Source organism: Microbacterium aoyamense, from assembly GCF_023155855.1.
GTDB classification, from domain to species: domain Bacteria; phylum Actinomycetota; class Actinomycetes; order Actinomycetales; family Microbacteriaceae; genus Microbacterium; species Microbacterium aoyamense.
On record NZ_JAKNUT010000008.1, the window covers coordinates 37,479 to 61,698 of the forward strand.

The following is a 24,220-nucleotide window of genomic DNA, read 5'->3' on the forward strand; positions in this document are numbered from 1 at the left end:
AAACCGCTCGCGGGTCACGGCGCGGACGCAGAGGTTCGTCGTCTACGCTGGCGCGGCGGAGTGAAGGGGGCTGGATGCTGATCGTCGACGTGCTCGTCATCGTGATCCTCGTCCTCGCGCTCGTCTCGGGGCTCGCACGCGGGTTCTTCGCGAGCATCGGAACCCTCCTGGGACTCGTCGCGGGCGGTGCTGCGGCGTTCTGGCTGACACCGCTCGTGAGTGCATGGGTGCCTTCGCCCGGCTGGCGCACGGTCGCCGTGCTCGTCACGGTGGGCGGTCTCCTCGCGGTCGGCGCGGCGATCGGCACGGCGATCGGCTCGGCGCTGCGCGGGGGAGCCGAGAAGCTGCGGCTCGGCGTCGTCGACCGCCTCGTCGGGGGTGTCGCCGGTGTCGTCATCGCGGCCCTGTCGATCGTCCTCGTCGCTCCGGCTGTCACGGCCATCGGTATGCCGGGAGTCTCGTCCGCCGTCGCTTCCTCGCGTGTCATCCAGACGATCGACGTCTTCACGCCGCCGTTCGTCGATTCGGCCCTCGCCGAGCTGCGCTCCACCGTGCTCGACGACGGGCTTCCGCAGCTCGGCGATCTGCTGGCGCCCGACACCTCCGTCGAGCCCGCGCCGCCCGTCGTCCTCGACGACCCGGCGCTGCAGACCGCAGGCGCATCGGTCGCGCGGGTGTCGGGCACCGCGTTCTCCTGCGGGCGCAGCTTCACGGGCAGCGGATTCGTCGTGAGCGCCGATCGGATCGTCACCAACGCGCACGTCGTCGCGGGTGTCGAGACCCCCGTCGTCGAGCTGCCCGGTCTGGGTGCGCGCGAGGGCCGGATCGTCTACTTCGATCCCGAGGACGACCTCGCCGTCATCGCGGTGGACGACCTCGGGGTCGCCCCGCTCGCCGTCGCACCGACTCTCGCGCCGGGCGCCGCCGCCGTGGCGCTGGGCTATCCGCTTGGCGGTCCCTTCACGTCGTCGCCGGCCACGGTGCTCTCGGTCGCGACCGTGCCCGTCGAAGACGTCTACGGCGACCGACAGGTGCTGCGGGAGGTCTACTCCCTGCAAGCGTCCGTGCGACCCGGAAACTCGGGCGGCCCGCTCGTCACCGCCGACGGACGCGTCGCGGGCGTCGTGTTCGCGCGCGCGATCGACGATGCGGCGCGCGGGTATGCGATGACCACGGCAGAGCTGGCACCGGTCGCCGACCGTGCGCCTTCGCTCTCGGAGCCCGTGTCGTCGGGACCGTGCGTGGACTGAGACCCGCTATGTCGGCCGTTCGCCGATATGCTGGACGCACAATCGAAGACAGGCCGCATGACGTGTGCGGGAGAACTCCGGCATCCATCTCGGAGTACCGAAGGAGCAAGCCTCCCCGCCAATCTCTCAGGTCCCGTACCGCGCACGTCCGGCCGCTCTGGAAAACGACGTCACGTCGTGCCGAAGGTGAAAGCCCGCGAGGGTGAAGCTCTCAGGCCAAATGACAGAGGGGGAGTTCCTCGGGCGCTGAACGGCGCCCGCCCGCACGACCACGGGAGAACTCATGACCGCAGCCCGCTCGACCCCGCTTCGTGCGCGCCACGAAGCGCTGGGCGCCGCCTTCACCGACTTCGGCGGATGGATGATGCCCGTCCGCTACACGTCCGATCTCGCCGAGCACCACGCCGTGCGCACGGCCGCGGGACTCTTCGACATCTCGCACATGGCGCAGTTCGGCGTCGCGGGGCCCGACCGCGAAGCGTTCCTCGCGTACGCCCTCGCATTCGATCCGTCGAAGCTCGCACCCTCGAAGGCGAAGTACACGATGATCCTCGCCCCGAGCGGCGGCATCATCGACGACCTCATCGTGACGCGCAACGCCGAGGATCAGTTCCTCATCGTCGCCAACGCCGGCAACCGCGACGCCGTGCGCGAAGCGCTGACCGAACGTCTCGACGGCTTCGACGCCGCACTCGTCGAACTCGACGATGCGCTCATCGCCGTGCAGGGCCCGCGGGCGCGCGAGATCCTCGAGGCCGTCGACGGGCTGACCCACGACGAGGACCTCGCGATGGGGCACACGCTCGAGACCCTGCCCTACTACACGGCGATGGGCATGCGCTTCGGCGACGGTGCCGTGCTGGTGAGCCGCACCGGCTATACGGGTGAAGACGGCTTCGAGATCAGCGTCGATGCGCCGGACGTCGAGGCGTTGTGGCAGGCGATCACGGTCGCCGGCGCGCCGTTCGGGCTCTCGCCCGCGGGGCTGGCGTCGCGCGACACCCTGCGGCTCGAGGCAGGCATGCCGCTCTACGGGCACGAGCTCTCGCTCGACGTCATCCCCGCTCAGGCGGGCCTCGGCCGGGTCGTGCCGCTGTCGACCAAGGAAGCCGATTTCGTCGGTCGCGCGGCCCTCGAGAGCGTCATCGCCGCCGACGCGCCCGTGCTGGTCGGCCTCGTCGCCGACGGCAAGCGCGCCGGCCGCGCGGGGTACGCCGTGTTCGACGGCGACACGCAGGTCGGTGAGATCACGAGCGGTGCGCTGAGCCCGACCCTCGGGCATCCCATCGCCATGGCCTACGTCTCGCCCCGCGCGAGCGAACCCGGAACCGAACTGTCCATCGACGTGCGCGGGACCCGCATCCCCGCGACCGTCACCACCCTTCCCTTCTACAAGAGGACCGCGAAATGACCGATCTCACCAGCCTCAAGTACACCGCCGAGCACGAGTGGATCGCCGTCGACGGCGATGTGGCCACTGTCGGCATCACCGACTACGCGGCCGAGAAGCTCGGCGACGTCGTGTTCGTCGAGCTGCCGTCGGTCGGCTCGACCGTGGCGGCGAGCACGGTCGTGGGCGAGATCGAGTCGACGAAGTCGGTCGGCGAGCTGTACGCGCCGCTCGACGGCGAGGTCGTCGAGGTCAACGACGCCGTCGTCGCCGACCCGTCGCTGGTCAACTCCGACCCGTACGGCGACGGCTGGCTCGTCAAGATCTCGGTCGATGCGGCAGCCCTCGACGGGCTCCTCGACCGCGAGGCGTACGTCGCGCTCACGGGCGGCGACGAATGACGGGCGCGTTCCGGGATCGTCATATCGGAACGGATGCCGCGGCGCAGGCGACGATGCTCGCAGCCCTCGGCTACGACACGGTCGAGGCGCTCGTCGAGCGCGCGGTGCCGGCATCCATCCACGTCCGCTCTCGCGAGACGAGCGACATCCCGCCCGCCGCGACCGAGGCCGAGGCGCTCGCCGAATTGCGCGCCCTCGCGTCGCAGAACCGCACGGCGCGTCCCATGATCGGACTCGGCTACTACGACACGTTCACTCCGTCGGTCATCGCGCGGAACGTGCTCGAGAACCCCTCCTGGTACACCGCGTACACGCCGTACCAGCCCGAGATCTCGCAGGGCCGGCTCGAGGCGCTCATCAACTTCCAGACGATGGTGACCGACCTCACGGGTCTCGCGACGGCGAACGCCTCGATGCTCGACGAGTCGACCGCCGTCGTCGAGGGCATGCTCGTCGCCCGCCGGGCCTCGAAGTCGTCGTCGAACGTGTTCCTCGTCGATGCCGACACGCTGCCGCAGACCAAGGCGCTCCTCGAGCACCGCGCGGCCGCCGTCGGCATCGAGCTCGTTTCGACCTCGTTCGCGACCGTGCCCGAGGCGTTCGGCGCCTTCATCCAGTACCCCGGGGCGTCGGGTCGCGTGTGGGATCCGACCGAGGTCATCGGCGCCGTTCAGGCGCAGGGCGGTCTCGTCGTCGTCGCGGCCGATCTGCTCGCTCTGACTCTGCTGCGCTCGCCGGGCTCGCTCGGCGCCGACGTCGCGGTCGGCACGACCCAGCGCTTCGGCGTGCCGCTCGGCTTCGGCGGACCGCACGCGGGCTACATGGCCGTGCGGACGGGTCTGGAGCGCCAGCTCCCGGGTCGCCTGGTGGGAGTGTCGATGGATGCCGCGGGCCACCCCGCGTACCGCCTTTCGCTGCAGACGCGCGAGCAGCACATCCGGCGCGAGAAGGCGACCTCGAACATCTGCACGGCGCAGGTGCTGCTCGCCGTCATGGCAGCGATGTACGCCGTCTACCACGGGCCCGACGGGCTCCGCGCGATCGCGACCGACGTCGCCCGCAAGGCCGAAGCCCTGGCATCCCGCCTGCGCTCCTACGACCTGACGCTCGTGAGCGACGCGTTCTTCGACACGATCCGCGTGCACACGCCCGGACCGTCGCGGCGGGTCATCGAGCGCGCCCGCTCGAAGGGCTATCAGCTGTTCTGGGTGGATGACGCGACCGTCGGCGTCTCGGTCGACGAGACGACGACCGCCAATGACCTCGCGAACGTCGCGTGGGCGTTCGGGCTGCCCGCGGCGGACGAGCACGACGTCCGGGACCTCCCGTTCGCCGAGGCCGAGGCGCTCGCGGGCGTCGCGGTCGGGCTGTTCCGCGAGGACGAGTACCTCACGCATCCCGTCTTCAACTCCCACCGCTCCGAGACGGCGATGATGCGCTACCTCAAGCAGCTCGCCGACCGCGACTACGCGCTCGACCGCGGCATGATCCCGCTCGGCTCGTGCACGATGAAGCTCAACGCCGCGACCGAGATGGCGGCCGTGTCGTGGCCCGAGTTCTCGCGCGTGCATCCGTTCGCCCCCGCGGCTGACGTCGTGGGCTACCTCGCGCTCGTCGAGCAGCTCGAGTCGTGGCTCGCCGAGGTCACGGGCTACGACGCCGTCTCGCTGCAGCCCAATGCGGGTTCGCAGGGCGAGCTCGCGGGGCTCATGGCGATCCGCGGCTACCACCGCGCGAACGGCGACCTCGATCGCACCGTGTGCCTGATCCCGTCATCCGCCCACGGCACGAACGCCGCGTCGGCGGTCCTGGCGGGCATGAAGGTGGTCGTCGTCGCGTGCGACGAGGCCGGCAACGTCGACCTCGACGACCTGCGCGCCAAGATCGCTTTGCACTCGGATTCGCTGTCAGCGCTCATGATCACGTATCCGTCGACGCACGGCGTGTACGAGCACGACGTGCTCGAGATCACGCAGGCCGTGCACGACGCGGGTGGTCAGGTGTACGTCGACGGCGCGAACCTCAACGCGCTCCTCGGGTTCGCCCGCTTCGGAGACCTGGGGGGCGACGTGTCGCACCTGAACCTGCACAAGACGTTCGCGATCCCGCACGGCGGCGGCGGACCGGGCGTCGGCCCCGTCGCGGCGAAGGCCCACCTCGCGCCCTACCTGCCGTCGCATCCGCTCGCGCAGCGGGCCGACCACGCCGGCGGGTTCGTTTTCGACGGCGGCCCGATCTCGGCCGCGCCGTACGGCTCGGCATCCATCCTCCCCATCTCATGGGCGTACGTCCGCATGATGGGAGCGCAGGGGCTGAAGGATGCCACGGCCGCCGCCGTGCTCTCGGCCAACTACATCGCGCACCGGCTGAAGGACCACTACCCCGTGCTGTACGCGGGAGAGGGCGGGCTCGTCGCGCACGAGTGCATCCTCGACCTGCGACCGCTGCGCGAGGCCACCGGGGTCACGGTCGACGACGTCGCGAAGCGGCTCATCGACTACGGCTTCCACGCCCCGACGATGTCGTTCCCCGTCGCGGGCACGCTCATGGTCGAGCCGACGGAGTCCGAGGACCTCGCCGAGATCGAGCGCTTCATCGAGGCGATGATCGCGATCAAGGCCGAGGCGGACGCCGTCGCCGCGGGGGAGTGGTCCGCGACCGACAACCCGCTGGTGAACGCGCCGCACACGGCGCAGGCGGCGATCGAGGGTTCGTGGGATCACCCGTACTCTCGTCAGATCGCCGTGTATCCCGTGCACACGCTCGTGCGGACGAAGTACTGGCCGCCCGTGCGCCGGATCGACCAGGCGTACGGCGACCGCAACCTCGTCTGCGCCTGCCCGCCGATCGAGGCCTTCGCCTAGCAACCGGTCGTCCAACCCGAGCGTTCTCGTCGAACTACGCGTCCACCGCGTGCGGTTCGACGAGAACGCTCGGGTTCGACGTCAGGGCGTGGGCGTGGGAGTGGGGGAAGGGGTGGGGGCCGGGGCGAAGACGCCAGGCCAGAGGCCTGCCGCGACGGGGTAGCCCACGAACGCGATGACGTCGATCACCACGTGCGCGATCACGAGCGGCATGACGCGACCCCAGCGCTTGTAGCACCACCCGAAGACGACGCCCATCGCGAAGTTGCCGATCATCGGACCGAAGCCCTGATACGCGTGATAGGTCGCGCGCAGCGCGGCCGTCGAGAGGATGATCGTCCACCAGCCCCATCCGATGCGCCGCAACCGGTCGAACAGGTAGCCGAGGAAGATGACCTCCTCCGTCAGCCCGGCCCGGAGGGCGGCCAGCAGGAGGAGCGGGATCGTCCACCACGACGGATCGAGGGGAGCGGCATCGACCTGCACCGTGATCCCCAGTGCGCGGCCGAGAGCGTAGAGGCCGAGGCCGGGGATGCCGATGACGGCGACGAGCAGGATGCCGCGGCCCACGTCGCCGCCGAAGCGGCGGAAGTCGAGGCCGATCCGCCGGAACGCCGACATCCCGGGCTCCCACAGCAGGTAGATCACCAGGGCGACGGGCGCGAGCGCGAACAGCAGCGAGAGGAACTGGTAGAGCACGTCCCAGAACGCCGCAGCGCTCGCGCCGGGGTTGAGGGAGGTCTGCTGGTCGCCCAGCGACTGCTCCTGCTGGAGTGCGCGGACGAGCTGCAGCACGGAGTACAGCGCAGAACGCCCGACGGAGAGCGCGAGGACGATCCCGATCTCCCACCACAGCCGCGCGTTCGACGCGGGCTTGTGGATACCCTCCGGGGGAAGAGGCTCCGACGTGCTCACGGTTGTCAGAATGTCACATCCGAGCGACTTTGAGTAAAGGGCTTGTAACGTTTTCCCGCTTTGATTTGATCGAAGATGAACGTCTGCTTATTGTTTCCCTACCCGTGCCCGACGCCGTAGTCGGCTGTCGTTGGCACAAACCTCATCCCTGCACAGGAGGAATCAAGAGTGAAGATCACACGTCTGGCAGCGGGCGTGGGTGTCGTTGCGGTCGGGGCTATGGTCCTGGCCGGATGCACCCCCCCCGCGCGAGTCGGAGGTCATCGAGGGCACGAGCATCACGGTCGCCTGGAATGACATCTACTACGCCTTCAACGACGGCCTCGCCGACACGAACGCCACCTCGAACGCGGTCGTCAACTACATGGCCAAGTCGGGCTTCTGGCACTACAACGCCGACAGCGAGCTCGTCAAGGACACCGATTTCGGCACCTACGAGGTCGTCGAAGAGGACCCGCTGACCGTCAAGTACACGATCAACGAGGGCGTCAAGTGGACCGACGGCAGCGCCGTCGACGCCGCTGACCTGCTCCTGGTCTGGGCTGCCAACACGACCCACGTCTCCGACGGTGAAGGCACGATCGACGAAGAGACCGGTGAGCTCACGGGCCAGACCGGCACCTTCTGGAACACCGGCGCACTCGAGGACTACGCCCTCGACCTCGTCTCGGAGACCCCCGAGATCGGTGACGACGGCCGTTCGCTGACCTTCACGTACGACAGCTTCTACGTCGACTGGGAGCTCGCGTTCTCGGGCCCCGGCATCTCCGCTGCCGGCACGGTCATGCTCGCGTACCCCGACGACTACGCCGAGGGCGACGAGCAGAAGGCGAAGGATGACTTCGTCAAGGCCGTCCAGGACAAGGACCTCGCGTGGCTCCAGCCCGTCTCCGAGGCCTACAACCAGGACTACAAGTTCTCGTCGGGCACGCCCGACAGCCCGCTGCAGCTCCTGTCGAACGGCCCGTACACGATCACCGAGATCAACGCGACCGACGGCTACACGACGCTGACGGCGAACCCCGACTACACGTGGGGCCCGTCGCCCAAGTACGAATCGATCACGGTTCGCGTCATCCCCGACATGCAGGCGCAGATCACGGCGCTCGAGAACGGCGAGATCTCGATCGCGTCGGGTCAGCCGACGGCTGACATCGCCGCGCTGCTCGGTGCGGGCGTCGAGGGTGTCGAGTACTCGGGTGCGCCCGAGGGCACGTACGAGCACATCGACCTCCAGGTCGGCAACGGCGGTCCGTTCGACCCCGCGACCTACGGTGGCGACGAGGAGAAGGCTCTCAAGGTCCGCCAGGCGTTCCTGAAGATCATCCCCCGTCAGGAGATCCTCGAGAAGCTCATCCAGCCGCTCCAGCCCGACGCTGAGCTGCGCAACTCGCAGGTCTTCCTCCCGGGTACCTCGGGCGCCGAGGCTGCTGCTGCCGTCAACGGCTACCCCGAGATGACCGAGCCCGACGTCGAGGGTGCCAAGGCGCTCCTCGCCGAGGCCGGCGTCCCGAACCCGACGGTTCGCTTCCTGTTCAGCAACACGAACGAGCGTCGTGCGCAGGAGTTCCTGCTCATCCAGCCGTACGCGGAAGAGGCGGGCTTCGACCTCGTCGACGCATCGCGCGAGGACTGGGGCTCGGCGCTTTCGGCCGCGACCACCGAGTACGACGCAGCCCTCTTCGGCTGGCAGTCGACCTCGACCGCTGTCGGCTCGTCGGCGGCGAACTACCAGACCGGTGGCCTGAACAACTACTACGGCTGGTCGAACCCCGAGATCGACGATCTCTTCGACCAGCTCGCAGGCGAGGCCGACCCGGCCGCGCAGGAGGACCTCCAGGTCCAGGCCGAGGAGATCATCGGTCAGCAGGCGTGGTCGGTTCCGATCTTCCAGTTCCCCGGCATCACGGCGTGGAGCGCCGAGACCGAGGGTGTGGTTCCGGGCTTCCTGAGCCCGACCTACTTCTGGAACTTCTGGGACTGGAAGCCGGTCTCGGCCGCGGAGTGATCCACGGAGTATGACCAGCAGATAATCTCTGCAAGTTGAGGGGGGCGCCGGATGCCCGGCGCCCCCCTTCCCCTGGTCACTGCGGCTTTCACAACCCCGTGCCGTAGTGTCTTACGCGTGGCTCCGAACGAGCCCAGCGAGAGAGGGCACACCCCCACGTGTTCAGCTATATCGTGCGGCGGCTCATCGCAGCCGTCCTCATCGTCTTCGCGGCGAGTTACCTCATCTACATCCTGGCCGCCAATGCCGGCGACCCACTCGAGGATCTCCGAGGCTCGACCGCACCCAACAAGGAACAGCTGATCGCTGCGAAGATCCAGCAGCTGAACCTGGATGTGCCGCCCTTCCTGCGGTATTTCATCTGGCTCGGGGGAGTCCTCAAGGGCTTCACGGGCAACATCGACCTCGGCTACAACATCCGCGGTCAGGAGGTCGCCGCCCAGGTGGGCATCGGCATCGGCCAGACCGTGCAGCTCGTCGTCGCGGCGACGGTCCTCGCGATCCTCCTCGGCATCTCGATCGGCATGGCGACGGCGCTGCGCCAGTACAGCGGCTTCGACTACACCGTCACCTTCATCGCGTTCCTGTTCTTCTCCCTCCCGGTCTTCTGGGTCGCGCAGATCCTCAAGATGTACGTCGCGATCGGGTTCAACAACTTCCTCGCCGACCCCGTGGTCGCGCCATGGATCGTGATAGTCACGGCCTTCGTCGTCGGCTTCGCGTGGGCGAGCATCGTCGGCGGCTCGGCGAAGAAGTACTTCCTCAACTTCGGGATCGCGACCCTCGTCACCGGTGCCGGACTGTTCTTCATCCTCTACACGGGCTGGCTCGACACTCCCTACATCGGGATCATCGGCATCCTCGTGATCGGCGTCGCCTCGGCGTTCGCGGTCACGTGGATCACGGCGGGGTTCTCCAACCGCAAGGTCATCTACACGGCGCTCGTGACGGCCGTGGCCGGCGCGGCTCTGTGGTACCCGTTCAATTACCTGTTCTTCTACGTCGCCGGGTACCTGTCGTGGGTCATCGTGTTCGTCGTCATGATCGGCATCGCGATCGCCGCGGCCTTCATCTTCGGCGGCGATGAGAGGCCGTCGTCGATCCGTGCGGGCATCATCGTCGCGATCATCTCGTCGATCCTCATCATCGTCGACCGCGTCATGGCCTCCTGGCCCGACTACGTGCAGATCACGAACGGCCGTCCGATCGCGACGATCGGCTCGTCGACGCCGAACCTGCAGGGCAGCGTCTGGATCCAGACGCTCGACAACTTCACGCACCTCCTCCTGCCGACGATCGCGCTCATGCTGCTCTCGCTCGCCGCGTGGAGCCGCTATTCGCGCGGCAGCCTGCTCGAGGTCATGAACCAGGACTACGTGCGCACGGCGCGCGCGAAGGGGCTCAGCGAGCGCACCGTCATCATGCGTCACGCGTTCCGCAACGCGATGATCCCCATCACGACGCTCGTCGCGTTCGAGATCGGCGGGATCATCGGCGGTGCCGCGATCACCGAGACCGTGTTCGGCTGGAACGGCATCGGCCGCATGTTCGTCCAGGCCGTCCAGCAGGTCGACCTCAACACCGTCATGGCGATCTTCCTCATCACCTCGATCGTGACGCTCGTCTTCAACCTCATCGCCGATCTCTCATACTCGGCACTCGACCCGCGGATCCGGGTGAACTGACATGGCACGCAAAGAACCGACTCCCACCGAGTCCCTCAACGAAGTCCTCACGATCGAGCAGCGGGAGGTCGAAGGTCTCAGCCAGGCGACGATCGTCCGCCGCCGCTTCTTCCGCCACCGCGGGGCCGTCTCGGCGATGATCGTGCTCGCGCTGCTGTTCATCCTCATCTACTCGTCGATCGGTTTCGACGTGTTCGGCATCAAGGTGCCCGGATGGTATCCGCACACGTACCTGCAGCGCTTCGACGTCGCGCTGCCGGGCGGCCAGCCCACGTGGGTGCTCCCGTTCAACTTCGGAGAGTTCCCGTTCGGGCAGGACGAGATCGGCCGCGACATCTTCGCGCTGGTCATGCGCGGTGCGCAGCAGTCGATCACCGTCATGGTGGTCTACGGCTTCGTCGCCGGCGTGCTCGGCATCGTCATCGGCGCGATCGCGGGCTTCTACCGCGGGTGGGTGGATGCCGTGCTGATGCGCATCACCGACGTCATCATCATCATCCCGTTCCTCATCCTCGCCGCGGTCATCGGCCGGGCGACCGGCGACTTCGGCGCGTTCTTCCTCGCCATCGCGCTCGGACTCTTCGGGTGGACGGCGCTCGCGCGACTCGTCCGCGGTGAGTTCCTGTCGCTCCGCGAGCGGGAGTTCGTGGATGCCGCGCGGGTGGCCGGGGCATCCAACCCCCACATCCTGTTCCGCCACATCCTGCCCAACGCGATGGGCGTCGTGATCGTCGCGATCTCGCTCCTCATGTCGGGCGCGATCCTCACCGAGGCCGCGCTGAGCTTCCTCGGCGTCGGCGTGCAGTCGCCGGATGTCTCGCTCGGCCAGATTCTCAACCAGTACCAGGGTGCGTTCTCGACGCGCCCGTGGCTCTTCTGGTGGCCGGGTCTGTTCATCATCGCGCTCGCGCTGTGCGTGAACTTCATCGGCGACGGTCTCCGCGATGCGTTCGACCCCCGGCAGCGGCGCATGCCCGGCAAGCGCGGGCCCTACCGCCAGGCGTTCGGCGCGATGTTCGGTGGCTTCTCGGGCGGCGGTCGCTACGACACCGACCGGGAGGATGCCGAGAACCCGGGCGTCATCGAGGTCACCTACGCCGACGACGAGCTGCGCAAGGAGTCGAACTAGTGATGATCGCCTTGCGCGGGGGATCAGACCCCCGGAAGGACGATCACCGCGATGCTCGCGGCGAGCGCCGCGCCGCTCACCACGACGAGCAGCGGGCGAACCGCGACGGTCGCGCGCGCGGCCGTGTCACGCCGGATGCCCTCGTGCTCTCGGCGGGCCAGTTCGCGGCGGATGACCGTCGCGGGAGCGCCGGACGCCGAGCCGACGGTGTCTCCGGGACGCGCAGTGCCGCCGGCGCGTACGGACTGCGGTGCGTCGTTCCAGTCGCTGCGGTTGGTCGCGCGACGACGGCTCATCGAATCGCGCAGCGACGCGGCGCCACCGGGTGCGGGAGCGCCCCACGCCGAGAAGCTCTTGCCGCCCGAGCGCACGACGAGCGAGTACCGCGTGTCGACGTCGTCGATGGCGTCGTAGGGCACGTCGACGTCGCGCACGAGGTTGCGCAGCTGCACACCTCGAGCGTCGGTGACGACGCTCGGACGCCAGAACGCGAGCCACACGAACCAGCCGAGGCTCGCCAGCAGCACGACCGGCACGAGTCCGGCCCCGGACACGAGGCTCGAGACGATGCCGGCGGCGCTGATCGCCCACACCACGATCGTCAGGCCGATTCCGAATCGGGAGCGGAAGACGATCCGGGGCATCTCAGGCTGGTCCACGATCCCATGCTTCCACGAACCATTCGAGAGGACGGTGCTTTCGTATGAGCACGGTCGACACCACGGCGACGCCGTCGCCCGAGACCTCCGCAGACCGCCCCATCATCGAGGCCAAGAACCTCGCCGTCGACTTCTGGGTCAACGGCGAATGGGTCAACGCCGTCAAGGGCATGGACTACAAGGTCCACCCGAGCGAGGTCCTCGCCATCGTCGGCGAGTCGGGATCGGGAAAGTCCGTCAGCTCGATGTCGCTGCTGGGGCTGCTCCCGCCCAACTCGCGCTCGCGCGGCAGCGTCAAGCTCCACGGCCGTGAGATCCTCAACGCGCCGGTCGAGTCGCTGCGCAAGATCCGCGGCAAGCGCATCGCCGTGATCTTCCAGGAGCCCATGACGGCGCTGAACCCGGTGTACCGCATCGGCTACCAGATCACCGAGGCGATCCGCGTCCACAGCAACATGCCCCCGGCGCAGGCCAAGGAGCGCGCGCTCGAGCTGCTGAAGCTCGTCGAGATGCCCGATCCCGAGAAGGCCTACAACTCCTTCCCGCACCAGCTGTCGGGCGGTCAGCGTCAGCGCGCCATGATCGCGCAGTCCATCTCGTGCGACCCCGACGTGCTCATCGCCGACGAGCCGACGACGGCGCTGGACGTCACGATCCAGGCCGAGATCCTCGACCTGCTGCGCAGCCTGCACAAGCGGCTCAACAGCGCGATCATCATCATCACGCACGACCTCGGCGTCGTCGCCGACCTCGCCGACAACGTGATCGTGATGAAGACGGGCGAGGTCGTCGAGCGCGGCTCGGTCCACGAGATCTTCAGCGACCCGAAGAACGACTACACCAAGGAGCTCCTCGCGGCGGTGCCCAAGCTCGGGTACACCAACGAAGGCAAGACGGTGCGCACGGGTGCACCGGTGCTCGAACTGAAGAACGCCGTCATCGAGTACCCCGGGCGTCGTCGCGTGCCGGCTTTCCGTGCCGTCGATGACGTGAGCTTCGCGATCCACCCGGGCGAGATCGTCGGCCTCGTCGGCGAGTCGGGCTCGGGCAAGACGACCATCGCGCGCGGCGCGATCGGCTTGCTCCCGTTCAAAGAGGGCTCGGCCATGGTCAACGGCGTCGAGCTCGTCGGCATCAAGCCGAACGCGCTGCGCGAACTGCGCAAGGACATCGGCATCGTCTTCCAGGATCCGGGTTCTTCGCTCAACCCGCGCTGGCCCGTCGGTGAGTCGATCGGCGAGCCGCTCCAGCTGCTCGGCGACTTCACCAAGAAGGAGATCAGCACCCGTACGGAGGAGCTCCTCGATCAGGTGGAGCTGCCGCGGTCCTTCCGCAACCGCTACCCGCACGAGCTCTCGGGGGGTCAGCGTCAGCGCATCGGCATCGCTCGCGCCCTCGCGCTCAAGCCCAAGCTCCTCGTCGCCGACGAGCCGACGAGCGCGCTCGACGTCTCGGTGCAGGCACGCGTGCTCGATCTGCTCGAGAACCTCCAGGAGGAACTCGGGTTCGCCTGCCTCTTCGTCAGCCACGACCTCGCGGTCGTCGACCGCCTCGCCGACCGCATCGTCGTCATGAACCACGGCAAGCTGGTCGAAGAGGGCTCGCCCGACGAGATCCTGCGCAACCCGCAGCAGGCGTACACGAAGCGCCTCATCGCCGCCATCCCGGTGCCCGATCCCACGGAGCAGGCCGTTCGGCGCGATGAGCGGCGCCGCGTGCTCGACGAGCAGAAGGCCGCGGGCGAGCAGGTGGACGCGAACGAGGAAGCCGAGATCCACGCGCCGGCGGCTCCCGAGGAGCCGACGCCGCCGCCGCAGCTGCCGCACGCCTAGCCGGGAGGGCGGGCTCCCAGGAGCCCTGCGGTAGGCTTGTACGTCGGCTTCTCGACGCATCCACCCCACCGCAAGGATCATTCATGGCGCGCGCCCTCCGTCCGGACCTCCGCAACGTCGCGATCGTCGCGCACGTCGACCACGGCAAGACGACCCTCGTCGACGCCATGCTCCGCCAGACCGGCTCGTTCGGCTCGCACGAGCACATGGAAGAGCGCGCGATGGACTCGAACGATCTCGAGCGCGAAAAGGGCATCACGATCCTCGCCAAGAACACGGCGATCACCTACAACGGCGCCCACACCGACGTCCCGGTGACGATCAACGTCATCGACACCCCCGGTCACGCCGACTTCGGCGGCGAGGTCGAGCGCGGACTGTCCATGGTCGACGGCGTCGTCCTGCTCGTCGACGCGAGCGAGGGCCCGCTCCCGCAGACCCGGTTCGTCCTGCGCAAGGCGCTCGAGGCGAAGCTTCCCGTGATCCTCCTGGTCAACAAGACCGACCGCCCCGACGCGCGCATCGCCGAGGTCGAGGAAGAGGCGCACGACCTGCTCCTGGGCCTCGCGTCCGACCTGCACGACGATGTCCCCGACCTCGATGTCGACGCCCTGCTCGACGTGCCGGTCGTCTACGCGTCCGGTCGCGCGGGCGCGGCATCCCGCAACCGTCCCGAGAACGGCTCGCTGCCCGACAACGACGATCTCGAGCCGCTCTTCGACGCGATCCTCGAGCACGTGCCCGCGCCGTCGTACGACGACGAGGCGCCGCTTCAGGCCTGGGTGACCAACCTCGACTCGAGCCCCTTCCTCGGCCGCCTCGCGCTCCTGCGCGTCTTCAACGGCACGCTCAAGAAGGGCCAGACGGTCGCCTGGGTGCGTCACGACGGCTCGCACTCGAACGCGCGCATCACCGAGCTCCTCAAGACCCGTGCCCTCGACCGCTACCCGGCGGAGTCGGCCGGACCCGGTGACATCGTCGCGATCGCCGGTATCGAGGAGATCACGATCGGCGAGACGATCGCCGACCCCGAGGACGTCCGTCCGCTGCCGGGGATCACGGTCGACGACCCCGCGATCTCGATGACCGTCGGCACGAACACCTCGCCGCTCATGGGCAAGGTCAAGGGCCACAAGCTCACCGCCCGCATGGTCAAGGACCGCCTCGACCGCGAGCTCATCGGCAACGTGTCGATCAAGGTCGTCGACATCGGACGCCCGGATGCGTGGGAGGTCCAGGGACGCGGCGAGCTCGCGCTCGCGATCCTCGTCGAGAACATGCGTCGCGAGGGCTTCGAGCTCACGGTCGGCAAGCCGCAGGTCGTCACGCGCAAGGGCGAGGACGGCAAGCTCAAGGAGCCGTTCGAGCACCTCACGATCGACGCTCCCGAAGAGCACCTCGGCGCGATCACGCAGCTCATGGCCGCCCGCAAGGGTCGCATGGACACCATGACCAACCACGGCACCGGCTGGGTGCGCATGGAGTTCATCGTGCCCTCGCGCGGCCTCATCGGATTCCGCAGCGAGTTCCTCACGATCACGCGCGGTACGGGCATCGCCAACGCGATCTCGCACGGCTACGACGACTGGGCAGGCAACATCTCCACGCGCCAGAACGGCTCGATCGTCGCCGACCGCAGCGGTGTCGTGACCCCCTTCGCAATGATCGCACTGCAGGAGCGCATGAGCTTCTTCGTGCAGCCGACCGAAGAGGTCTACGAGGGCATGGTCATCGGCGAGAACTCGCGGGCCGACGACATGGACGTCAACATCACGAAGGAGAAGAAGCTCACGAACATGCGTTCGTCGACGTCGGACTCCTTCGAATCGATGACGCCTCCGCGCGTCCTGACCCTCGAGGAGAGCCTCGAGTTCGCGCGCGACGACGAATGCGTCGAGGTGACGCCCGAGAAGGTGCGCATCCGCAAGGTGAACCTGGATGCCACGGAGCGCGCCCGCGCGACGGCACGCCTCAAGCGCCAGGACGCCGGCGTCTGATCCGTTCTCGTCGAAAGGGCAGGGGAGACCCTGCCCTTTCGCGTCGGCAGGAATCGGTCCACGGATGACCGGGCGGACCGCGGGTCTCCGAACGGCGCATCGGTAGGCTCGATCGGTGAGCTCCGAACCCCATTTCGACGACGCGCACGCGCCCGGCGAGGCGCGGCGAGCCGTGCGCGCGGGGCTCGGCGTCGCTCTCGCGACGAGCGCGTACGGCATCTCGTTCGGTGCGCTCGCGGTCGCGTCGGGTTTCGACGTGTGGCAGACGATGGTGCTGAGCCTGCTGATGTTCACGGGTGGATCCCAGTTCGCTTTCGTGGGAGTGATCGCCTCGGGCGGTCTCGCCGCGGCGCCGTCGGCGATCGCCTCGGCGTCGCTCCTCGGCGTGCGCAACGTCGCCTACGGCATCTCGATGTCGTCGGTCATCGGTCCGGGCCTGTTCAAGCGCGCCGCGGCCGCGCACTTCACGATCGACGAGTCCACCGCCGTGTCCCTCGCGCAGAAGAGCGCGCACGCGCGCACCGTGGGATTCTGGGTGACCGGCATCGGCATCTATGTGGGATGGAACCTCACGACGGCGATCGGCGCGATCGGGGCGGATGCCCTCGCATCGGCCGACGGAGCCGGATTCGATCCGAGAGCCTGGGGACTGGATGCCGCGGCCGCCGCCGCGTTCCTCGCCCTGCTGTGGCCGCGCCTGCGCCGTCGCCAGCCCATCGCGGTCGGCATCGCCGCGGCGGTCGTGGCGATGCTCGTGACGCCGTTCGTGCTGCCGGGCCTGCCGGTGCTGTTCGCGGCCGTCGTCGCGATCTTCGTGGGGTGGTTCAACTGGCTCGGGACGCCGGAGAACACCGCGGACGAGCCGGATGACGTGCCCGAGCGGGAGGGACTGCCATGACCCTCTGGACCGCGGTCCTCGTGGCATCCATCGTCTGCGTCGCCCTCAAGACCGTCGGCTATCTCGTGCCGCCCCGCTGGCTCGAGGCGCCGCGCCCCGCGCGCATCGCCGACCTGCTGACCGTGGCGCTGCTGGCGGCCCTCGTCGCTGTCCAGACGCTCGGAGAGGGGCAGGCGATCGTCGTGGACGCGCGCATCCCCGCCGTCCTCGTCGCCGCGGGGCTGCTCTTGCTGCGCGCGCCGTTCCTCGTCGTCGTCATCGCGGCGGCCGTCGTCGCGGCGCTCCTGCGCCTGTGGGGGCTCGCCGCGTGACGAGCCCCCCGGCGGCGGTGGTCGCTGAGCCGTCACGGGGATCACCTCGGCGTAGGCTTGCCGCGTGAAGTTCTCCTGGGCGCGTGCGGGCACGTGGCTGATCGCGTTCATCGTCGGCGCGGTCTATGGCCTCGCCGGCACGATCGCGCACTCCTTCCCGCTCGGCTGGCTGCCGCTCGGGCTGATCCTCTCGCTCCTGGGCTGCGCCGCGATGCTCGCCGCTGTGCGCCTCCTCACGGCCGACCGATGGGCGGCTCTCGCAGCCGGCATGGGCATGATGATCGCGACGCTCGTCTTCTCGGGTCGCGGGCCGGGCGGCTCGGTGATCGTGCCCGATTCGGTGCTCGGCCAGGTCTGGACGATCGTGATCCCGATCCTCGTCCTTCTCGTCGTCGCGTGGCCGGCGCTTCCCCCGCGTCCTGCCGACGTGTCTCTCGAAGCGAATTAGACTGGTCCCGTGACGTATGTGATCGCTCTCCCGTGCGTGGATGTCAAAGACCGCGCCTGCATCGACGAATGTCCGGTCGACTGCATCTACGAGGGCGAACGGAGCCTCTACATCCACCCCGACGAGTGCGTCGACTGCGGTGCGTGCGAGCCCGTCTGCCCCGTCGAGGCGATCTACTACGAAGACGACCTGCCCGAAGAATGGCAGGACTACTACAAGGCCAACGTCGAGTTCTTCGACGACGTGGGCTCGCCCGGTGGCGCGGCCAAGGTGGGTGTGATCCACAAGGATCACCCGATCATCGCCGCCCTCCCTCCGCAGGAGCATTGACCGTGGGGGTCGCCGACCTCGCCGACTACCCGTGGGACGCCGTCGCGCCCTACGCCGAACAGGCACGCAGTCACCCGGGCGGCATCGCGGATCTGTCGATCGGATCACCCGTCGATGCGACGCCGGCGCTCGTCGCCGAGGCGCTCGCGGGGGCGACCGACGCCCATGCCTACCCGCAGACGATGGGCACCCCGGCGCTGCGCGCCGCCATCGCCGACTGGTACGCCCGTCGCCGCGGTGTGCCGGGCCTCGCGCCCGAGAACGTGCTCCCGACCGTCGGGTCGAAAGAGCTCGTCGCGCTCCTCCCGCTCCTGATCGGCCTCGGGCCCGGCGACGTCGTCGTGCACCCGCGCGCCGCGTACCCCACGTACGAGGTCGGTGCCCGCCTGGTGGGTGCGACACCGCTCGCCTCCGACGACCCGGCCGAGTGGCCCGCTGAGACGAAGCTCGTGTGGCTCAACTCGCCCGGCAACCCCGACGGGCGGGTGATGGATGCCGCGTCCCTCCGCGCAGCCGTCGAACGCGCCCGTGGCCTCGGTGCCGTCCTCGCATCCGACGAGTGCTACGCCGAACTCGGCTGGGACGCACCGTGGGACGTGGAGCCCATCCCCTCGGTGCTGGATCCGCGCGTGACGGACGGCGAGCTGCATGGCATCCTGTCGGTGTACTCGCTCAGCAAGCAGTCGAATCTCGCCGGGTATCGCGCGGCGTTCCTCGCGGGGGATCCCGCGCTGGTCGAGCGGCTGCTGACGGGACGCAAGCACCTCGGGCTCATGCTGCCGGCGCCCGTGCAGCGTGCGATGACCGCGGCGCTCGCGGACGACCGGCACGTCGCCGTGCAGAAGGAGCTCTACCGTCGCCGACGCGAGGTGCTCAAGCCCGCCCTCGAGGCGGCGGGTTTCCGCGTTGACGGGAGCGAGGGCGGACTGTACCTCTGGGCGACCGAGGGACTCGACGCGTGGGACAGCATGGGTCGACTGGCGGCCCTCGGCATCCTGGCCGGACCAGGGCATTTCTACGGCACGCACTATCCGCGGCACATCCGCTTGTCGCTGACGGCGACGGACGAGCGCATCGACGCGGCCGCCGATCGGCTCCGTTCCGCCGCTCTCTAAGGGTTCCTACAGTCGATTCCCCGTCTGTTTGGCGGTGTCCGCGGTAGGTTCCGCGGCCCATTAGGCTGTAAAAGCGCGGTGACGCGGCATCCCCCCGTCCTCGCGTCCGTTCCCTGGATCGCCACCGGCTGTCCGAAGGGGCGACACCCCCGCAGACCACACCAGCGCGAGGAGGCGGCGTGACCGACGCGAGCACCCAGCACGACAAGGCCGTTCTGACTGTCGGCGATCGCACGGCCGAATTGCCGGTGCTGCGCGGCACCGACGGCGTGCCCAGCATCGACGTCTCGACGCTGACGCGGCAGACGGGGCACACGGCTCTCGACTACGGGTTCGTGAACACGGCGGCGACGAAGTCGGCCATCACCTTCATCGACGGCGACCAGGGCATCCTGCGCTACCGCGGGTATCCGATCGAGCAGCTCGCGAAGAACTCGAGCTACCTCGAGGTCGCGTGGCTGCTCCTCTACGGCGAACTGCCGACGGCCGACGAGCTGGGCGCGTTCGACGAGCGCATCCGTCGCCACACGCTTCTGCACGAAGACCTCAAGCGCTTCTTCTCGGCGCTGCCGCACACGGCACACCCCATGTCGGTGCTGTCCTCAGCCGTCTCGGCGCTGTCGACCTACTACGAGCACCAGTCCGACCCCGGCAATCCCGAGCACGTCGAGCTGAACACGATCCGCATGCTCGCGAAGCTCCCCGTCATCGCGGCGTACGCGCACAAGAAGAGCATCGGCCAGGCCTTCCTCTACCCCGACAACTCGCTGAGCTTCGTCGACAACTTCCTCAAGCTCAACTTCGGCGTGCTCTCGGAGCTGTACGAAGTGAACCCCGTGATGTCGCGCGCGCTCGAGCGCCTGCTCATCCTGCACGAGGACCACGAGCAGAACGCGTCCACGTCGACGGTGCGTCTGGTCGGCTCGACCGGCGCCAACCAGTTCTCGTCGATCTCGGCAGGCATCAACGCGCTCTACGGTCCGCTCCACGGCGGGGCCAACGAAGCCGTGCTCGACATGCTCGCGCGCATCCGCGACTCGGGTGAGAGCGTGCAGCGCTTCGTCGAGCGGGTCAAGAACAAGGAAGACGGCGTCAAGCTCATGGGCTTCGGGCACCGGGTCTACAAGAACTACGACCCGCGCGCCAAGCTCGTCAAGGAGTCGGCCGACGAAGTGCTCTCGGCGCTCGGTGTGAGCGACCCGCTGCTCGATCTCGCGAAAGAGCTCGAAGAGATCGCGCTCAGCGACGACTACTTCAAGGAACGTCGTCTCTACCCGAACGTCGACTTCTACACGGGCGTCATCTACAAGGCGATGGGCTTCCCGACGCGCATGTTCACGGTGCTCTTCGCCATCGGCCGGCTGCCCGGCTGGCTCGCGCACTGGCGCGAGATGCAGCACGACCCCCAGACCAAGATCGGTCGTCCGCAGCAGCTGTACGTCGGGTCTCCCGAGCGCAACTACCCCGGCGTCTGACGCGAGGGTCAGGGGATGCCCAGACTGCTCGTCCGCCGTCCGTCGCCGCTTCTCGCCGGCGGCGAGCTGACCCACCTCGATCGTGTCGCGGTCGATCCTGCGCTCGCGCAGCGGCAGTGGGAGCGGTATGTCGACGTCTACCGTTCGCGGGGGTGGGGGATCGTCGAGATCGAGCCCGCTGATGAGCAGCCCGACGGCGTCTTCGTCGAGGATGCCGTGATCGTGTTCGATGACTTCGCCGTGCTCTGTCGCGCCGGCGCGTCGTCACGGCGCGGCGAGGCGGATACCGTGCGGGCGGCTGTCGAGGCATCCGGAATCCCGTACGCCTCCATCGAGGACCCCGGTACCCTCGACGGCGGGGATGTCCTCAAAGTGGGACGTACGGTCTACGTCGGCGCGTCATCGCGCACGAACGCCGACGGCATCGCTCAGCTGCGGAGCAGCGTGGAGCCGCGGGGGTGGGATGTCGTCGAGATCCCGGTCACAAAGGTGCTGCATCTCAAGTCGGGTGTGACGGCTCTGCCCGACGGCACAGTGGTCGGATTCGAGCCGCTCGTGGACGACCCGTCGCTGTTCCCGGCTTTCCTCGGCATTCCCGAAGAGCACGGCACGGCTGTGGTCGTGCTCGACCCCGGTACCGTCCTGATGTCGTCGGACGCCCCCGAGACCGCGGCGCTCTACCGCGCGCGCGGCCTCGAGGTCGTCACCGCCGACGTCAGCGAGTTCGAGAAGCTCGAGGGCTGCGTGACCTGTCTCTCGGTACGGCTGCGCGGCTGAGGCTCAGCGGGCGGGCGGCGCCACGATCGGCTGCTGCAGTTGCGTGAGCCACTCGGACTGCGGCAGGGGCTCGGACTCGAGGTAGACCTCGCGGCTCGGCCCCGCGAGCTCGACGCCGGCTTCTGCGAGGCCCGTCATGAGCTCGTGGTAAGCGCCACCGATGCCCGGCATGTCGCCGCGGTAGTCGTAGACTGCGGCGTGCTCGACCGCGGGGAGCTCGACGACCTGCCACGCGTCGTTCTCGACGGGCTCGTCGCCGGCGATCCACGACACCCAGACCCGCAGCCCGTCGGTGCCCTCGACAGGCTCGTACCAGAACGTGCCGGGCTCGTGGAACTCGACGCCCGATTCCTGAAGTGCGTGCAGGAGCGGGGGCAGGATCTCGTCGATGACGGGAGAGACGAACTGCGGTCCCATACCTCCCGCGACGGCGGTCGCGGCGTAGACGGTGACGGCGGGCAGGCTCGTGTAGGTGATGTCGGCCATGGGGGTGGTTCCTTCCGGGAGGGAGAGTCGCGCGTCGATCCGGGCGATGCGCGCGGTGTCGGCGGCCACGGCGTCCGCGAGCTCGCCCCGACGCCGAGCCAGGACGACCCGCAGGGCCGCCTCCTCGTCGTCGGCGCCGAGAACGAAGGCGGCGTCGTCGAGCGAGCAGCCGAGTTCGCGCAGCTCGACGATCCGCAGCAGCTGCGCGAGTTGCGCGGGGTCGTAGTGGCGGTAGCCGGTGTACTCGTCGACGCGACGGGGCTCCAGGAGCCCGATCTTGTCGTAGTGCCGCAGCATCCGGGCGCTCACACGTCCGTAGGCGGCGAACTCTCCGATGGTGTACATGATGGAGTCCACGTTCGACCCTGACACAGTGACAAGGTCAAGCGGTGAGCGTCGACGCGTAGTCCGGCACGGCGTTGTCCTCGTCGCGAGGCGGCCGCTCGTACCCGCCCGACGCGGGGCGCGGCGGGATGTCGATCGGGGGTCGTTCGACGTCTTCGTACGGGACCTTCGAGAGCAGGTGGTGGATCATGTTGATCCGACCGCGACGCTTGTCCTCGTTGTCGACTTCGAACCAGGGCGCCTCGGGGATGTCGGTCTGCACGATCATCGTGTCCTTCGCGCGGGAGTAGTCCTCCCACTTCGTGATCGACAGGACGTCGTTGGGGCTGAGCTTCCAGCGCCTCATGGGGTCCTCGTTGCGGGAGCGGAACCGCTTCTCCTGTTCGACGTCCGAGACGCTGAACCAGTACTTGAGCAGGATGATGCCGTCCTCGACGAGCATGCGCTCGAAGATGGGCGCCTGATGCAGGAATCGGTGGTACTCGGCGTTTGTGCAGTACCCCATCACGTGCTCGACGCCCGCGCGGTTGTACCAGGACCTGTCCATCAGCACGATCTCGCCCGCGGCGGGGAGGTGCGCGATGTAACGCTGGAAGTACCACTGCGTCTTCTCGCGCTCGGTCGGTGTCGGCAGGGCTGCGATGCGCGAGACACGAGGGTTCAGATACTCGCTGATGCGCTTGATCGTGGAGCCTTTGCCCGCGGCATCCCGTCCCTCGAAGATGACCACGATCCGGGCGCCGGATGCCTGCACCCACGCCTGCATATCGACGAGCTGCGCCTGCAGGGCGCTGAGCTCGGCTTCGTAGATCTTCTTGGGCAGTCGCTCGCTCATTCCCCGAGCATAGGGCGAGAGCGCGAGATCAGGCGTGCAGCGCCTCGTTGAGGGTGACGCCGACGCCCGAGCGTCGCACGGCCTCGATCGCGCCCGTGACGGAATTGCGGCGGAAGAGGATGCCGTCGCGGCCCGAGAGGTCGGCGCCCTTCACGACGGGTTTCGTGCCGTCGGCGCGCGGCGCCTCATCGGCGAGCACGATCTTCGAGCCCGCGGTGACGTAGAGGCCCGCCTCGACGATGCAGTCGTCGCCGATCGAGATGCCCACGCCGGCGTTCGCGCCGAGGAGCGAGCGCGCGCCGATCGAGACGCGGTGCGACCCTCCTCCTGAGAGCGTGCCCATGATGGATGCCCCACCGCCGATGTCGCTGCCGTCGCCGACGACGACTCCCTGCGAGATGCGCCCCTCGACCATGCTCGCGCCGAGCGTGCCGGCGTTGAAGTTCACGAAGCCCTCGTGCATGACCGTCGTGCCGGGGGAGAGGTAGGCGCCCAGGCGCACCCGGCTCGCGTCGGCGATGCGCACGCCCGGCGGCGTGACGTAGTCCAGCAGCCGGGGGAACTTGTCGAGCCCCTGCACCTGGATGCCGTCGCGCTGCAGGAAGGGGCGCAGGCGCGTGAGGTCGTCGGGATGCATCGGCCCCGCGCTCGTCCACGCGACGTTCGGCAGGTGGCCGAAGATGCCCGTGAGATCGACCTCGTTCGGCTTCACGAGCCGGTGCGAGAGCGCCTGCAGCCTGAGGTAGGCGTCAGAGGTCGATTCGGGCGCGGCATCCAGATCCGCCTCGATCACGACGACGTCGACCGACACGGCACGACGCTCGTCGGGGACGGCGAGGCGATCGAGCTCGTCCGGCGGGATCGCAGGGTCCAGACCGAACGGGATGCGCCCTGACGCCGGCGCCGGGAACCAGGTGTCGAGCACCGTCCCGTCCGCCGCGCTCGTCGCGAGTCCGAAACCCCACACCCACCGCTCGTCGCTCATGCCTCAACGCTACCGGCGCAGTGCGATGACGCCGAACCCACACACTTCTGGCGAACCCACGCGATCCGATCGACTGAAACGTGTG

General features: G+C 68.6%; 21 protein-coding genes and 2 riboswitches. Of the genes, 16 read left to right on the forward strand and 5 right to left on the reverse strand.

Annotation, left to right across the window (positions count from 1 at the left end; all coding sequences use genetic code 11):
* The first annotated feature begins 74 nt into the window (after nucleotides 1–74).
* The 4 genes from MA876_RS17545 (at nucleotide 75) to gcvP (ending at nucleotide 5,905) form a co-directional block, all read left to right on the forward strand.
* The gene (locus MA876_RS17545) at nucleotides 75–1,250 is read left to right on the forward strand and encodes a MarP family serine protease (protein WP_248152619.1); all 1,176 of its coding nucleotides are present in this window, start codon (nucleotides 75–77) and stop codon (nucleotides 1,248–1,250) included.
* 57 nt (nucleotides 1,251–1,307) lie between these two features.
* Nucleotides 1,308–1,401, forward strand: a riboswitch (glycine riboswitch).
* Nucleotide 1,402: 1 nt separating this feature from the next.
* Nucleotides 1,403–1,484, forward strand: a riboswitch (glycine riboswitch).
* A 49-nt stretch (nucleotides 1,485–1,533) separates the two neighbouring features.
* Nucleotides 1,534–2,661, forward strand: coding sequence for a glycine cleavage system aminomethyltransferase GcvT (gene gcvT / locus MA876_RS17550; protein ID WP_248152627.1), 1,128 nt, complete (start codon nucleotides 1,534–1,536; stop codon nucleotides 2,659–2,661).
* On the forward strand, nucleotides 2,658–3,041 hold the full coding sequence (gene gcvH / locus MA876_RS17555) for a glycine cleavage system protein GcvH (RefSeq protein ID WP_248152628.1): 384 nt from the start codon (nucleotides 2,658–2,660) through the stop codon (nucleotides 3,039–3,041). The genes gcvT and gcvH overlap by 4 nt, the downstream gene beginning before the upstream one ends.
* On the forward strand, nucleotides 3,038–5,905 hold the full coding sequence (gcvP, locus tag MA876_RS17560) for an aminomethyl-transferring glycine dehydrogenase (RefSeq protein ID WP_248152629.1): 2,868 nt from the start codon (nucleotides 3,038–3,040) through the stop codon (nucleotides 5,903–5,905). The genes gcvH and gcvP overlap by 4 nt, the downstream gene beginning before the upstream one ends.
* An 81-nt stretch (nucleotides 5,906–5,986) precedes the next feature.
* Here gcvP and MA876_RS17565 read toward each other — a convergent pair whose 3' ends face one another.
* Nucleotides 5,987–6,820 carry a CPBP family intramembrane glutamic endopeptidase gene (locus MA876_RS17565; RefSeq protein ID WP_248152630.1) on the reverse strand — a complete coding sequence of 278 codons (834 nt, stop codon included), beginning with the start codon at nucleotides 6,818–6,820 and terminating at the stop codon, nucleotides 5,987–5,989.
* Nucleotides 6,821–7,019: 199 nt separating this feature from the next.
* Between MA876_RS17565 and MA876_RS17570 the strand changes: the two genes are divergently transcribed.
* The 3 genes from MA876_RS17570 to MA876_RS17580 all read left to right on the forward strand — a co-directional run bounded on the left by MA876_RS17570 (nucleotide 7,020) and on the right by MA876_RS17580 (nucleotide 11,642).
* The gene (locus MA876_RS17570; RefSeq protein WP_248152631.1) at nucleotides 7,020–8,828 is read left to right on the forward strand and encodes an ABC transporter family substrate-binding protein; all 1,809 of its coding nucleotides are present in this window, start codon (nucleotides 7,020–7,022) and stop codon (nucleotides 8,826–8,828) included.
* 158 nt (nucleotides 8,829–8,986) lie between these two features.
* A complete protein-coding gene (locus MA876_RS17575; RefSeq protein WP_248152634.1) occupies nucleotides 8,987–10,513 on the forward strand; it encodes an ABC transporter permease in 1,527 nt (508 codons plus the stop codon).
* Between the two features lies 1 nt (nucleotide 10,514).
* Entirely contained in the window at nucleotides 10,515–11,642 is a 1,128-nt protein-coding gene (locus MA876_RS17580; RefSeq protein WP_248152635.1) for an ABC transporter permease, read from the forward strand.
* Between the two features lie 23 nt (nucleotides 11,643–11,665).
* Here MA876_RS17580 and MA876_RS17585 read toward each other — a convergent pair whose 3' ends face one another.
* Entirely contained in the window at nucleotides 11,666–12,301 is a 636-nt protein-coding gene (locus MA876_RS17585) for a PH domain-containing protein (protein ID WP_248152636.1), read from the reverse strand.
* Between the two features lie 44 nt (nucleotides 12,302–12,345).
* Here MA876_RS17585 and MA876_RS17590 point away from each other — a divergent pair, with 44 nt between their 5' ends.
* The 9 genes from MA876_RS17590 (at nucleotide 12,346) to ddaH (ending at nucleotide 21,484) form a co-directional block, all read left to right on the forward strand.
* On the forward strand, nucleotides 12,346–14,133 hold the full coding sequence (locus MA876_RS17590; protein ID WP_248152639.1) for an ABC transporter ATP-binding protein: 1,788 nt from the start codon (nucleotides 12,346–12,348) through the stop codon (nucleotides 14,131–14,133).
* 83 nt (nucleotides 14,134–14,216) lie between these two features.
* A complete protein-coding gene (gene typA / locus MA876_RS17595) occupies nucleotides 14,217–16,130 on the forward strand; it encodes a translational GTPase TypA (protein WP_248152642.1) in 1,914 nt (637 codons plus the stop codon).
* A gap of 115 nt (nucleotides 16,131–16,245) precedes the next feature.
* The gene (locus MA876_RS17600) at nucleotides 16,246–17,028 is read left to right on the forward strand and encodes an AzlC family ABC transporter permease (protein WP_248152644.1); all 783 of its coding nucleotides are present in this window, start codon (nucleotides 16,246–16,248) and stop codon (nucleotides 17,026–17,028) included.
* Nucleotides 17,025–17,339, forward strand: a complete 315-nt coding sequence (locus MA876_RS17605; protein ID WP_248152646.1) for an AzlD domain-containing protein — start codon at nucleotides 17,025–17,027, stop codon at nucleotides 17,337–17,339. The genes MA876_RS17600 and MA876_RS17605 overlap by 4 nt, the downstream gene beginning before the upstream one ends.
* 64 nt (nucleotides 17,340–17,403) lie before the next feature.
* Nucleotides 17,404–17,787 carry a DUF6113 family protein gene (locus MA876_RS17610; protein WP_248152648.1) on the forward strand — a complete coding sequence of 128 codons (384 nt, stop codon included), beginning with the start codon at nucleotides 17,404–17,406 and terminating at the stop codon, nucleotides 17,785–17,787.
* A 9-nt stretch (nucleotides 17,788–17,796) separates the two neighbouring features.
* Entirely contained in the window at nucleotides 17,797–18,117 is a 321-nt protein-coding gene (gene fdxA, locus MA876_RS17615) for a ferredoxin (protein ID WP_248152649.1), read from the forward strand.
* A 2-nt stretch (nucleotides 18,118–18,119) separates the two neighbouring features.
* On the forward strand, nucleotides 18,120–19,232 hold the full coding sequence (gene dapC, locus MA876_RS17620) for a succinyldiaminopimelate transaminase (protein WP_248152651.1): 1,113 nt from the start codon (nucleotides 18,120–18,122) through the stop codon (nucleotides 19,230–19,232).
* A gap of 179 nt (nucleotides 19,233–19,411) precedes the next feature.
* Nucleotides 19,412–20,707, forward strand: a complete 1,296-nt coding sequence (locus tag MA876_RS17625; RefSeq protein ID WP_248152653.1) for a citrate synthase — start codon at nucleotides 19,412–19,414, stop codon at nucleotides 20,705–20,707.
* Between the two features lie 15 nt (nucleotides 20,708–20,722).
* Nucleotides 20,723–21,484, forward strand: a complete 762-nt coding sequence (ddaH, locus tag MA876_RS17630) for a dimethylargininase (protein ID WP_248152655.1) — start codon at nucleotides 20,723–20,725, stop codon at nucleotides 21,482–21,484.
* Between the two features lie 3 nt (nucleotides 21,485–21,487).
* Here ddaH and MA876_RS17635 read toward each other — a convergent pair whose 3' ends face one another.
* Genes MA876_RS17635 through dapD form a run of 3 tightly spaced genes read right to left on the reverse strand, consistent with a single transcriptional unit; the run spans nucleotide 21,488 to nucleotide 24,135 of the window.
* Nucleotides 21,488–22,327, reverse strand: a complete 840-nt coding sequence (locus MA876_RS17635) for a MerR family transcriptional regulator (protein ID WP_248152657.1) — start codon at nucleotides 22,325–22,327, stop codon at nucleotides 21,488–21,490.
* A gap of 25 nt (nucleotides 22,328–22,352) precedes the next feature.
* Entirely contained in the window at nucleotides 22,353–23,150 is a 798-nt protein-coding gene (gene ppk2, locus MA876_RS17640; protein WP_248152659.1) for a polyphosphate kinase 2, read from the reverse strand.
* Between the two features lie 28 nt (nucleotides 23,151–23,178).
* The gene (gene dapD, locus MA876_RS17645; RefSeq protein WP_248152660.1) at nucleotides 23,179–24,135 is read right to left on the reverse strand and encodes a 2,3,4,5-tetrahydropyridine-2,6-dicarboxylate N-succinyltransferase; all 957 of its coding nucleotides are present in this window, start codon (nucleotides 24,133–24,135) and stop codon (nucleotides 23,179–23,181) included.
* Nucleotides 24,136–24,220: the final 85 nt, after the last annotated feature.